Below are 12,139 nucleotides of genomic sequence, written 5' to 3'. Positions count from 1 at the left end.
TCGATGGCCATTGCCAAGGCCGAGCGGCTGATGAACCTCGCGCTGTGTCTGCTCGGGACACGGCGGCCGCTCAGCAAGCGCGAGCTGCGGGCGTCCATCGAGGCCTACCTCGAAGCGGGGAGCGACGACTCCTTCAACCGCATGTTCGAGCGGGACAAGGACGACCTGCGCGAGCTGGGCCTCGTCATCGAGACCGTCGAGAACATCGACGGCGAGGTCGGTTACCTCGCCCGCCGCGACAGCAACCGTCTGCCCCCCATCACCCTGGACGCCGAGGAGGCCGCCGCCCTCGGCCTCGCCGCCAAGGTCTGGCAGCAGGCCCGGCTGGCCGGCGCGGCCAGCGGCGCCCTCCAGAAACTGCGCGCCGCGGGCCTGCCCGAGGACGTCGACCCCTACGAGGCGCACAGCGCCCTGGAACCGCGCATCCCGGTGCACGAGGCCGCCTTCGAGCCGCTCATGCTGGCCCTGCGCGACCGCCGCCCGGTCCTCTTCGAGTACCGCAAGGCCTCCGCCGCCCACCCCGAGCCCCGGCATGTCGAGCCATGGGCGCTGGAGTGCTGGCGCGGCCACTGGTATCTGGCCGGCTGGGACCGCGACCGGGGCGCCGAGCGCGTCTTCCGGCTCTCCCGGATCACCGGCAGGGTCCGCACGCGGGGCACGGGTTTCACCGTGCCCGTGCCGGACGTCGTCACCGTGCGCGAGACCGTCGCGAGCTGGGCCGGCGAGATCGCCGACCGCTCGGCGCTGATCCGGCTGCGCTCCGGCGCCGGCTACCCCCTTCGGGCTAAGGCCACCGCGGTCCGGGAACTCGGCGACGGCTGGGACGAGCTGGAGATTCCGTACGGGCACGGACTGGACGCCTGGCTGGTGGAGTTCGGACCGGACGTGGTGGTTCTGGAGCCGGCCGAGCTGCGCGCCGACGTGGTGGACCGGCTGCGTGCCGTGGCCAAGGGCTGAGGGGGAGCAGGACTGTGGCAGGCAAACCGGTCAGGCCCGTGAACGCCATCGACCAGACCCGGCGGATGCTCTCGCTGGTGACCTACCTCCGGGAGCGCCCCGGCGCCCGGATCGCCGACGTGGCGCGCGCCTTCGGCATCACCGAGGACGAACTGGTCGCCGACCTCGACCTGCTGCCCATGTGCGGCACCAGCTTCCGCGGCGGCGACCTGCTGGACATCGACACCGACGGCGAGCGCATCTGGTGGCACAACCCGGCCGCGCTCGGTGAGGAGGCGGCCGAACCGCTCCGGCTCGCCGCCGACGAGGCCACGGCCCTGCTGGTCGCCGCCCGCGCGGTGTCGACGCTGCCCGGGCTGCGGGAGGGTGACCGCCAGGCTCTGCTGCGGGCCACGGCCAAGGTGGAGACCGCGGCCGGCGAGGCCGCCGGGGCCAGCTCCCGCCTGTCGGTGACCTTCGAGTCCGAGGGCGGTGTCTTCGCCGACGTCGACCGGGCGATCTCCGAGCGCCGCCGGCTCTGGATCCGTTACTACTCCCCGGCGCGCGACGAGATCACCGAGCGCGAGATCGACCCCATCCGGCTGGTCAGCGTCGGCCACACCTATGTGGAGGCCTGGTGCCGCCGCTCCGAGGCCCGGCGCACCTTCCGGCTCGACCGGGTCGCCGAGATCAAGGTCCTCGACGAGCCGTCGGCCCCGCCCGAGGTGGAGCTGCGCGACCTCTCCGAGGCCCTGGTACAGCCGGCCGCCGAGGACCCGGAAGTGGTGGTCGAGGTCGGCCCCGGCGGTCGCTGGGTCGCCGAGTACTACCCGCACGACAGCGCCGATGAGCTGCCCGACGGCGGACTGCGTATCACTCTGCGCACCCCCGATCCGGCCTCCCTGCGCCGGCTGGCCCTGCGGCTCGGCCGTGACGGCCGGATCATCTCCCCGGCCGAGCTGGCCGAGAGCGCCCGCCGCGCCGCCCACGAGGCCCTGGCGGCGTACGACGGTCCGGCGGGCGCGGTGACGGGCGCGGGTGACGGCCGGGACCTGAGTCCCGCGTGAGCCGGGGCCGTGCGCCCCGGTGGCGGACGACCCGGAGCGACCAGAGGAAGAGGAGCGAGGGCTGTGAGGGAGTCCCCGGTGTCCGGTGCGGGTGAGATGACGGCGGCTTCGGCCTTCGCCGGTATGCGCGGAGCGGTCCCGGTGGTCTTCCGGGCGGGCTGCCCGGACTGCCGGGGCCGTTTCGAGCTCGCCGCGAGCGCGCTGCGCCTGGCCATCGGCGCCACCAGCCGGACGACGTTCTACTCCTTCACCTGTCCCGACTGCGGCACCGCGGTCCGCAAGCCCGCGGGGGAGCGGATCGTCGAGCTGCTCACCGGCGGCGGCGTGCGGACCCTGCGGCTGCACTCCACGGTGTAGCCGGCTGGGATCCGCCCCGGCGGACGGACTAGTCTCGGCGTCATGTTCTGGCCGATGTTCGCGGTAGCCATGGGGTTCCTGGGTCTCGCCGTCCTGGGCGTGTTCGCCGTCCGGGTGTTCCTGGAGGCGCGGCGCCTCGGGCGGCAGGTCGCCGATTCCGGACGCCGTATCACCAGGGCTGCGGAGGACCTGGAACGGGCGGCCGTGAGCGCCGCCCGTGCGGTGGACACGCTGTAGCCGCGCCGGGCGGTGCTGTTGAGTCCCGGCCCGTCACTGCGGTGTCGGTCACTCGGCTCTGTCACCGCGCCCACCCGGCCGGGTACGCTGCTGGTGCTGGTAGCGGCCCGATGACGAGGCGCGGTCCGCGAAGCAGGAGTACGCCGGGGGATTGTCCCGCGTTCATTCCCAGGCGTTACGATCGCAGCCAGCATGACGTCCGGACAAGTGTCCGACCTGTCGGACGTGCCCGCCTCGGTGAGAAGGTGAAGATTTATGTTCCGCAACGGACTTGAGCCGTGGCACCTGCTGCTCCTCGTTCTGGTGATCGTCCTGGTGTTCGGCTCCAAGAAGCTCCCGGACATGGCGCGCTCGCTCGGCAAGTCCGCGCGCATCCTCAAGAGCGAGGCCAAGGCGATGAAGGACGACGGCAAGCAGCCCGAGGGCACCGCCCAGTCCACCGCCGAGGAGCCCGCTCCGGCTCAGCGCACGATCCAGGCCGCTCCCGGTGACGTGACCAGCTCCCGCCCGGTCACCGAGCCGACGGACACGACCAAGCGCTGACGCGAGGACCGGGGCATCCGGTCCGCTGCACGAGATGAGGATGTGGGTTGCTCAAGCCTGCCCGCAAAAAGGAGAGGGATCCCGAGGGGCGGATGCCGCTCGCGGATCACTTGCGCGAGCTGCGCAACCGGCTCGCGAAGGGTGTCCTGGCGATCCTCGCCGTCACGATCGTCTCGGCCTTCTTCTATCGGGACATCATCGAGATCATCACCCGGCCGATGCTGGACGAGATCGGCTGCCACCAGTCCTTCGGGGAACTGGCCGACGCCAAGAACGTCCGCTGTGCGCACATCACCGTCAGTGGCCTGCTGGGCGCGTTCAACCTGGCCCTGAAGGTCTCCCTGATGGCCGGCATCGTGCTCGCGTCGCCGGTCTGGCTTTACCAGCTGTGGGCGTTCGTCGCACCGGGGCTGCATCGCGGCGAGAAGAAGTACGCCTACGCGTTCGTCGGCTTCGGTTTCCCGCTCTTCCTCGGCGGCGGCTACCTCGCGTTCCACTTGCTGCCCACCACGGCGAAGTTCATGATCGAGCTCACGCCCGAGGGCGCTGAGAACCTGTTGCCGCTGGACGACCTGCTGGACCTCATCACCCGCATGATCGTCGTCTTCGGCCTCGCCTTCGAGATGCCGCTGCTGCTGGTCATGCTCAACCTCACCGGGGTGCTGTCCGGGCGGCGCATGCTGGGCTGGTGGCGCGCCATGGTCGTCGGCATCACCGCCTTCGCGGCCGTGGCCACGCCCAGCCCCGACCCGATGACGATGCTGGCGCTGGCGGCACCGATCTGGGCGCTGTACTTCGTCGCCGTGGCCATCGCGCTGCTCAACGACCGGCGCCGGGCCCGCCGCGAGGCCGATGGCCCCGGCGACGACGAGGCGTCCGAGCTGGACCTCACGCCCGAGGACATCGGCGCCGTCGAGCCCGTCCCGGCGGCCCGGGCACTGCCCGAGCAGGCGAGCACGGACCGGGTCAACGGCTACGACGACGTGACCTGAGCCCCTCCCACCACGCGCGATGCCCCCGCCCCCGGAGCCCTCCGGAGGCGGGGGCATCCGTCTTTGCCGATCAGCCCACGTTCCGGATAATGATCGTCCTGTTGTCAGTGGGGCCCGGTACGCTCGAAAGCACGATGACAGAGGACCTCTCACCGGCCGAGCGGTACGCGGCAGCCCGCAGGCGGGCTGCCGAGCAGGCCACCGCGCTCGCCTCCTTCCGCGAGATGTACGACTTCGGCCTCGACCCCTTCCAGATCGAGGCCTGCCAGGCACTCGAAGCGGGGAAGGGTGTGCTGGTCGCCGCGCCCACCGGCTCGGGCAAGACGATCGTGGGCGAGTTCGCCGTCCACCTCGCCCTCCAGCAGGGCAAGAAGTGCTTCTACACAACGCCCATCAAGGCCCTGTCGAACCAGAAGTACGCCGACCTGTGCCGGCGGTACGGCGCCGCGAAGGTGGGCCTGCTCACCGGCGACAACAGCGTGAACTCCGACGCCCCGGTGGTCGTGATGACCACCGAGGTGCTGCGGAACATGCTGTACGCCGGCTCGCAGACCCTCCTCGGTCTCGGCCACGTGGTCATGGACGAGGTGCACTACCTCTCCGACCGCTTCCGGGGCGCCGTCTGGGAGGAAGTGATCATCCACCTCCCCGAGTCGGTGACCCTGGTCTCGCTCTCCGCCACCGTGTCCAACGCCGAGGAGTTCGGTGACTGGCTGGACACCGTCCGCGGCGACACCGAGGTGATCGTCTCCGAGCACCGGCCCGTACCGCTGTTCCAGCACGTGCTCGCCGGACGCCGGATGTACGACCTGTTCGAGGAGGGGGAGGGCCACAAGAAGGCCGTCAACCCCGACCTCGTCCGCCTCGCCCGGATGGAGGCGCAGCGGCCGTCGTTCCAGGACCGCAGGCGTGGCCGCTCGATGCGCGAGGCCGATCGCGAGCGCGAGCGCCGGCAGCGTTCGCGGGTGTGGACGCCGAGCCGCCCCGAGGTCATCGAGCGCCTGGACTCCGAGGGCCTGCTCCCGGCCATCACCTTCATCTTCAGCCGCGCCGCCTGCGAGGCCGCCGTCCAGCAGTGCCTGCACGCCGGCCTCCGGCTCAACGACGAGGACGCGCGCGAGCGGGTCCGCGCCCTGGTCGCGGAGCGCACCGCCTCGATTCCGCGGGAGGACCTGCACGTCCTCGGCTACTACGAGTGGCTCGAAGGGCTGGAGCGGGGCATCGCCGCCCACCACGCGGGCATGCTGCCGACCTTCAAGGAGGTCGTGGAGGAGCTGTTCGTGCGCGGCCTGGTGAAGGCCGTGTTCGCCACCGAGACCCTCGCGCTCGGCATCAACATGCCCGCCCGCTCGGTCGTGCTGGAGAAGCTCGTCAAGTGGAACGGCGAGCAGCACGCCGACATCACGCCCGGCGAGTACACCCAGCTGACGGGCCGGGCCGGCCGCCGCGGCATCGACGTGGAGGGCCACGCGGTCGTGCTGTGGCAGCGCGGCAGCAGCCCCGAGCACCTCGCCGGTCTCGCGGGCACCCGCACGTACCCGCTGCGCTCCAGCTTCAAGCCGTCGTACAACATGGCGGTCAACCTGGTCGAGCAGTTCGGCCGGCACCGCTCGCGCGAACTGCTGGAGACGTCCTTCGCGCAGTTCCAGGCCGACAAGTCGGTCGTCGGCATCTCCCGGCAGGTGCAGCGCAACGAGGAGGGCCTGGAGGGTTACAAGGCCTCCATGACCTGCCACCTCGGCGACTTCGAGGAGTACGCGCGGCTGCGCCGCGAACTGAAGGACCGGGAGACGGAGCTGGCCCGGCAGGGCGCCGGCCAGCGCCGCGCCGAGGCCGCCGTCGCCCTGGAGAAGCTAAGGACCGGCGATGTCATCCACGTGCCGACGGGCAAGTACGCCGGTCTGGCCCTCGTGCTGGACCCCGGCCTGCCCGCCGGCCGGGCCGACGGCCATCGCGGCTTCGAGCACCAGGACGGTCCGCGCCCGCTGGTGCTGACCGCGGAGCGGCAGGTCAAGCGGCTGGCCTCGATGGACTTCCCGGTACCGGTCGAGCCGCTGGACCGGATGCGGATCCCGAAGTCCTTCAACCCCCGCTCGCCGCAGTCCCGTCGGGACCTCGCGTCCGCGCTGCGCACCAAGGCCGGGCACATCCCGCCGGAGCGGGCGCGCAAGCAGCGGTCGCAGGCCGCCGACGACCGCGAGATCGCACGGCTGCGCACGGCGATCCGCGCGCACCCTTGCCACGGCTGCGACGACCGTGAGGACCACGCCCGCTGGGCCGAGCGCTACCACCGGCTGCTGCGCGACACCTCGCAGCTGGAGCGGCGGATCGAGGGGCGTACGAACACGATCGCGCGGACCTTCGACCGGATCGTGGCGCTGCTGACCGAGCTGGACTACCTGCGCGGTGACGAGGTCACCGAGCACGGCAAGCGGCTGGCCCGGCTCTACGGCGAACTGGACCTGCTGGCCAGCGAGTGCCTGCGCGAGCGCGTCTGGGAGGGCCTCGGCCCCGCGGAACTCGCGGCCTGCGTCTCGGCGTTGGTGTACGAGTCCCGGACGGGCGACGACGCGCTGGCGCCGAAGCTGCCGTCGGGCGGGGCGAAGGCCGCGCTCGGTGACATGGTCCGGATCTGGGGGCGGCTCGACGCCCTGGAGGAGGAGTTCCGGATCAGCCAGACCGAGGGGGTCGGCCAGCGGGAGCCGGACCTGGGGTTCGCCTGGGCGGCGTACATGTGGGCGACGGGCAACGGGCTCGATGAGGTGCTGCGCGAGGCGGACATGCCCGCCGGTGACTTCGTGCGGTGGTGCAAGCAGGTCATCGACGTGCTGGGGCAGATCTCGGCGGCGGCGCCCACGGAGGGGTCGACCGTGGCGAAGAACGCGCGCAAGGCGGTGGACCAGCTGCTGCGCGGCGTGGTGGCCTACTCGTCGGTGGGGTGACCCGCCGTCCGGCGGGCGGGGGCGCGCCGCGGTCGAGCGCGCGGGCTCCCGCATCCGCCGAGGGCTGGTAGGCGCCGGCCGGGGCACGGCTGAGGGGGAGTGGCTCACTCGTCAGGTTCACCCCTCACGGTGAGCGGCATTCACATGTCTGTTCGCGGCTACAAAGAGTGTTCGAACAGCAGCACAGTGTGCAAATGGCTTCGAGCGTACTCCTGTCGCGGGGGCGATTTCAGATGCTTGCCGAAGAGGGCACGGCGATGATCCGGTCGGACTAAGCTCGCCCGAGGCGCACCGGGTTGAGGTAATTCGTGCGCCTGTTCCCCTTGTGCGAAACAGATCCCGATCGTCCGTGAACCTTCCCCCCGCAAGACCCCCCGACACCCAGCCGACTCATCTCAGAAGGCATCCATGGTGAGTGTTCAGAAGCCTCCCGGCGGCCGTGAACGTCCTTGTGCGCGCGTGCTGTTGGCGCCGGCCATAGCGATGGCCGCCGCAGCCGGGGCCGCCGTCGCCCTGGTACCGCCCACGGCCCGGCTCGCCGTCGGCGTGTGCGGAACGCTGGCCGTGCTGCTGGTCCTCGGCGCGGCCGGGGAGGCCGTCCGCCGTGGCCGCCGCCTCCGCGAGACGCAGGCCGAACACGCCCGGCACGCCGCGTATCTGGAACAGCGGATCGCCGCCCACAACGCGCTGATCGACCGCATCACCACCGACATCCTGCCCACCGGTTTCTACCGGCTGCGCCGCGGCGAGGCGCTCCGGGACACCGTGAGCAACGTCTACGACGCGGATCCCGACCTGCGCGGCCTGCCCGAGGGCTACCGCGAACTGGTACGCGTCGCCTGGCGCGGCGCCGACCACGAGATCTCGATGCGCGACGCCACGGAGCGCTCCTTCGTGAGCATCGCCCGCCGCGTCCAGGCCATCGTCCACCAGCAGGCCAAGGAACTCCGCGAGATGGAGGAGGACCACGGCCGCAACCCCGAGGTCTTCGACGACCTGCTGCGCATCGACCACGGCACCTCGCTGATCGGCCGCCTCGCCGACACCATCTCGGTGCTCGGCGGCGGCCGGCCCGGCCGTCAGTGGCCCCTGCCGGTCTCCCTCTACAGCGTGCTGCGCGGTGCCATGTCCCGCATCCTGGAGTACCGCCGGATCGAACTCAGTTCCATCGTCAACATCAACATCAAGGGCACCGCGGTCGAACCGGTCCTCCACGCCGCCGCCGAACTCCTCGACAACGCCACCCGCTACTCGCCGCCCTCGACCAAGGTGCACGTCACCGCGGCCGAGGTGCAGTCCGGTGTCGTCATCGAGATCGAGGACGCGGGCGTCAGCCTCAGCGAGGAGTCCCGCGCCCGTATCGAGCAGGCGATCGAGGACGCCAAGAACAACGACGACGCCGACAACCTCGGTGAGAACCCGCGCCTCGGTCTCGCCGTCGTCGGCCGTCTCTGCAAGCAGTTCGACATGGAGGTCTCGCTGCGCTCCTCCGCCTACGGCGGCGTCCGCGCGATCCTCATCGTGCCGCGGGTGATGACGACCACCGAGCCCGGCGTGGGCGCCGCGCACGGCATCGGCGCCACCGGCATCCCCAAGCCCGAACTCGGCGCCGTCGAGGGCCCCAAGCGCCCGCCCAAGAAGCGCCGCCCCACCAGCCCCAAGATCCCCGCGGGCATCTCCATGGAGGACGACGTCCCGGAGGTCACCGAGTGGACCGCGGGCGGTCTGCCGCAGCGGCGCAGCCGGGTCAAGACCCCGATCGGCCAGCGGATCGCCGAGCAGGCCGCCATCGAGCGCGCCGAGCGCGAGGGCAGGCCGACCATCTGGTCCCAGAGCAGGCCGGAGCCCGAGCCGGAGATCGACCCCGAGCGCAAGAAGCTCATGGACCGGCCGCCGGGCATGTGGATGGAGGCGTTCTGGGACGGCCTGCGCAAGGGCATGCCCGCGGACGCCACCGCCTCGGAACTGACCGACTTCACGCTCAACCCGACCAAGTACCTGCATCTGCTCAACGATTCGGCCGATCCCGGCGAGGGCGCCACCGCGGCCGACGACGAGGGGAACCTCAAGTGATCCAGCAGCGCGCGAACCTGGACTGGATGCTCAAGCAGCTGAACGACGGTGTGCCGGGTATCGAGATGATCGTGGTCCTCTCCGCCGACGGACTGCGCATCGCCCGCTACGGCGGCGACCCCGACGCCGCGGACCGGGTGGCCGCCGCCTGCGCGGGCGTCCAGAGCCTGGCCGGTGCCATCATCCAGGAGATCCCCGGCGCCGGTGACATGAAGGTCGTCGTCTTCGAGATCGACGGCGGTTACTTCTACCTCATGAACGCGGGCGCCAACGCCTACCTCGCCGTGCTCGCCGACGTGACCTGCGAACCGGGGCGGATGAGCGGCATGATGCGTGACCTCGTCGTCCGGATCGGAGCCCACCTGACCAGCCCGCCCCGGCGCAACGGACAGGCCGTATGACGCCTCCACGACGCAAACGGCGCCAGCCGCAGCCGGTGGCGCCCCCGCCGCCGTCGCCCCCGCCGGCCGGCGGCCAGGAGCCTCCCAGGAACCCCGAGCGGCTGTACACCATCGCGGGATCCGCCGACGGCGCCCGCGCCGAACTCGACCTGGTGACCCTGGTCGTGGCGCGCTCCTCGCCGCAGCCGTCCGCCTCGCCGGAGGAGGCGGCCGTGCTCCGGCTCTGCGCCGCCCCGCTGTCCGTGGCCGAACTCTCGGCCTATCTCCAGCTGCCGTTCAGCGTGATGACCGTACTGATCACCGAGCTGATCGGGGCGGAACTGGTGCAGGCGCGCGCCCCCATCGTCCGCCGGTCGGTCCCCGACCGTTCACTCCTCGAAGCGGTGATGCATGGACTTCAACGGCTCTGACACGGTCCCCGGTCCGCGCACCGAGGACCATCTGCCGCACACGGCCCAGGCCGCGGTGAAGATCGTGATCGTGGGCGGATTCGGTGTCGGCAAGACCACCATGGTCGGTTCCGTCAGCGAGATCAGGCCGCTGACCACCGAGGAGACCATGACCCAGGCCGGCATCGGCGTGGACGACGACTACGGCTCCGACTCCAAGACGGCCACCACCGTGGCCATGGACTTCGGCCGGATCAGCGTCACCGACCAGCTGGTGCTCTACCTCTTCGGCACCCCCGGCCAGGAGCGCTTCTGGTTCCTGTGGAACGGCCTGTTCGAAGGCGCCCTCGGCGCGGTCGTCCTGGTCGACACCCGGCGCCTGGAGGTCAGCTTCGATGTGATGGGCCGGCTGGAGGAGCGGGGCGTGCCCTTCGTCGTGGCCGTCAACACCTTCCCGGACGCGCCCCGTTACCCGGTCGAGGACCTGCGTGCCGCGCTGGACCTGGCACCGGCCGTCCCGATCATCGACTGCGACGTGCGCCGCCGGGCCTCCAGCAAAGACGTGCTGATGACCCTCATGCGCTTCCTGCACTCCATCGCCCTGTCCGGCGCCCGCACCTGACCCGCCGCCCGACCGTTCCCCTCACCATCCGTTCCGGAGCGACACCGTGACGTCTGAATCCCCGTCCCTGACCGGCACTGACCCCGCGTCCGGCCCGCCGCCGGGCTGCCCGGCGCACGGCCTCGGCCCCGGCGGGCTGCACCGGCTCTACGGCCCCGACGCCGAGGACCTCGGCAGCCTCTACGAGCGCCTGCGCGAGCAGCACGGCCCGGTGGCCCCCGTGCTGCTCCCCGACGACGTACCGATGTGGGTGGTGCTCGGGCACGCCGAGAACCTGCAACTGGTGCGCAGCCCCTCGCAGTACACCCGGGACAGCCGCGTCTGGACCCCGCTGCTGGAGGGCACGGTCAAGCCCGATCACCCCCTCATGCCGCACATCGCCTGGCAGCCCATCTGCTCCCACGCCGAGGGGGACGAGCACCAGCGGCTGCGCGCGGCGGTCACCGCGGCCATGGCCACCATCGACCACCGCAGCGTCCGCCGCCACATCGGCCGTCACACCCAGGCCCTCGTCAACGGTTTCTGCGAGCGTGGCCGGGCCGACCTGGTCTCCCAGTTCGCCGAGCATCTGCCGATGGCCGTCATGTGCGAGATCCTCGGCATGCCCGAGGAGTACGACGACCGGATGGTGCAGGCCGCGCGGGACGCCCTCAAGGGCACCGAGACCGCCATCCAGAGCCATGGGTACGTCATGAGCGCGCTCAGCCGGCTCACCACCCGGCGCCGTGCCCTGCCCGAGGACGACTTCACCAGTCACCTCATCGCCCACCCGGCCGGACTCACCGACGACGAGGTCCGCGAACACCTGCGGCTCGTGCTCTTCGCGGCCTACGAGGCCACGGCGAACCTCCTCGCCAACGCGCTGCGCATGGTCCTGACCGAGCCGGGCTTCCGCGCGCAGCTCAACGGCGGCCAGATGACGGTGCCGGAGGCGATCGAGCAGTCACTGTGGGACGAGCCGCCGTTCAGCACCGTCTTCGCCTACTACGCCAAGCAGGACACCGAGCTGGGGGGCCGGCGCATCCGCAAGGGCGACGGGCTGCTGTTCGCTCCCGCGCCGGGCAACCTCGACCCGCGGATCCGCCCGGACCTGTCCGCCGGCATGCAGGGCAACCGGTCCCACCTCGCCTTCGGCGGCGGACCGCACGAGTGCCCCGGCCAGGACATCGGCCGCGCCATCGCCGACGTCGGCGTCGACGCGCTGCTGACGCGGCTGTCCGACATCCAGCTGGACTGCGCGGAGGAGGAGCTGCGCTGGCGTTCGTCCATCGCCTCGCGGCATCTGGTGGCCCTGCCGGTGCGGTTCGAACCCAAGCCGCAGCAGGATGTGGAGATGCCGCCCCGGCCGGTGGCCGTCCCGCCGCAGCGCTCCCCCTGGCAGGTCGGCACCCTGAGCAGCGACCCGGCCCGGGCCACCGCACCCCGGACGGCGCCCCCCGGCCCGCCCCGGATCCCGGCCCCGGTCCCCGCGCCCGCGGAACCGTCCGGCGCCCCGGGCGTCTGGCGCCGCCTGCTGCTCTGGTGGCGCGGCGAGTGACACACCGGCCTCTCCCGGGGCGGGCCCGCCCTCCCCGGCCCGG

General features: G+C 71.8%; 12 protein-coding genes. All 12 read left to right on the top strand.

The features are described from left to right. Window positions 1–3 precede the first annotated feature (3 nt). The 12 genes from ABZ117_RS17645 to ABZ117_RS17590 all read left to right on the top strand — a co-directional run bounded on the left by ABZ117_RS17645 (window position 4) and on the right by ABZ117_RS17590 (window position 12,096). Entirely contained in the window at window positions 4–957 is a 954-nt protein-coding gene (locus ABZ117_RS17645) for a WYL domain-containing protein (protein ID WP_356821684.1), read from the top strand. A gap of 14 nt (window positions 958–971) precedes the next feature. Then, entirely contained in the window at window positions 972–2,003 is a 1,032-nt protein-coding gene (locus ABZ117_RS17640; protein WP_356821682.1) for a WYL domain-containing protein, read from the top strand. A gap of 96 nt (window positions 2,004–2,099) precedes the next feature. Then, a complete protein-coding gene (locus tag ABZ117_RS17635; protein WP_356821968.1) occupies window positions 2,100–2,360 on the top strand; it encodes a hypothetical protein in 261 nt (86 codons plus the stop codon). Window positions 2,361–2,402: 42 nt separating this feature from the next. Further along, window positions 2,403–2,597 carry a hypothetical protein gene (locus ABZ117_RS17630; RefSeq protein ID WP_356821681.1) on the top strand — a complete coding sequence of 65 codons (195 nt, stop codon included), beginning with the start codon at window positions 2,403–2,405 and terminating at the stop codon, window positions 2,595–2,597. A 255-nt stretch (window positions 2,598–2,852) separates the two neighbouring features. Beyond that, window positions 2,853–3,140 (top strand): Sec-independent protein translocase subunit TatA, encoded by a 288-nt coding sequence (gene tatA, locus ABZ117_RS17625; protein WP_356821679.1) that lies wholly within the window; start codon window positions 2,853–2,855, stop codon window positions 3,138–3,140. A gap of 47 nt (window positions 3,141–3,187) precedes the next feature. Next, on the top strand, window positions 3,188–4,132 hold the full coding sequence (tatC, locus tag ABZ117_RS17620) for a twin-arginine translocase subunit TatC (RefSeq protein ID WP_356821677.1): 945 nt from the start codon (window positions 3,188–3,190) through the stop codon (window positions 4,130–4,132). Between the two features lie 89 nt (window positions 4,133–4,221). Further along, the gene (locus tag ABZ117_RS17615) at window positions 4,222–7,074 is read left to right on the top strand and encodes a DEAD/DEAH box helicase (RefSeq protein WP_356821675.1); all 2,853 of its coding nucleotides are present in this window, start codon (window positions 4,222–4,224) and stop codon (window positions 7,072–7,074) included. A 408-nt stretch (window positions 7,075–7,482) separates the two neighbouring features. Further along, the gene (locus ABZ117_RS17610; protein ID WP_356821673.1) at window positions 7,483–9,147 is read left to right on the top strand and encodes an ATP-binding protein; all 1,665 of its coding nucleotides are present in this window, start codon (window positions 7,483–7,485) and stop codon (window positions 9,145–9,147) included. After that, window positions 9,144–9,548 carry a roadblock/LC7 domain-containing protein gene (locus ABZ117_RS17605; RefSeq protein WP_356821672.1) on the top strand — a complete coding sequence of 135 codons (405 nt, stop codon included), beginning with the start codon at window positions 9,144–9,146 and terminating at the stop codon, window positions 9,546–9,548. Before ABZ117_RS17610 ends, ABZ117_RS17605 begins: the two co-directional genes overlap by 4 nt. Continuing rightward, window positions 9,545–9,958, top strand: coding sequence for a DUF742 domain-containing protein (locus ABZ117_RS17600; RefSeq protein ID WP_356821670.1), 414 nt, complete (start codon window positions 9,545–9,547; stop codon window positions 9,956–9,958). The genes ABZ117_RS17605 and ABZ117_RS17600 overlap by 4 nt, the downstream gene beginning before the upstream one ends. Further along, the gene (locus ABZ117_RS17595; protein ID WP_356821669.1) at window positions 9,939–10,559 is read left to right on the top strand and encodes an ATP/GTP-binding protein; all 621 of its coding nucleotides are present in this window, start codon (window positions 9,939–9,941) and stop codon (window positions 10,557–10,559) included. The genes ABZ117_RS17600 and ABZ117_RS17595 overlap by 20 nt, the downstream gene beginning before the upstream one ends. A 46-nt stretch (window positions 10,560–10,605) precedes the next feature. Then, the gene (locus ABZ117_RS17590; RefSeq protein WP_356821668.1) at window positions 10,606–12,096 is read left to right on the top strand and encodes a cytochrome P450; all 1,491 of its coding nucleotides are present in this window, start codon (window positions 10,606–10,608) and stop codon (window positions 12,094–12,096) included. The last annotated feature ends 43 nt before the right edge of the window (window positions 12,097–12,139 follow it).

The sequence above is a fragment of the Streptomyces sp. NPDC006309 genome, from assembly GCF_040613095.1.
Classification (GTDB): Bacteria; Actinomycetota; Actinomycetes; order Streptomycetales; family Streptomycetaceae; genus Streptomyces.
This window is presented reverse-complemented; position numbering and strand designations above follow the sequence as displayed.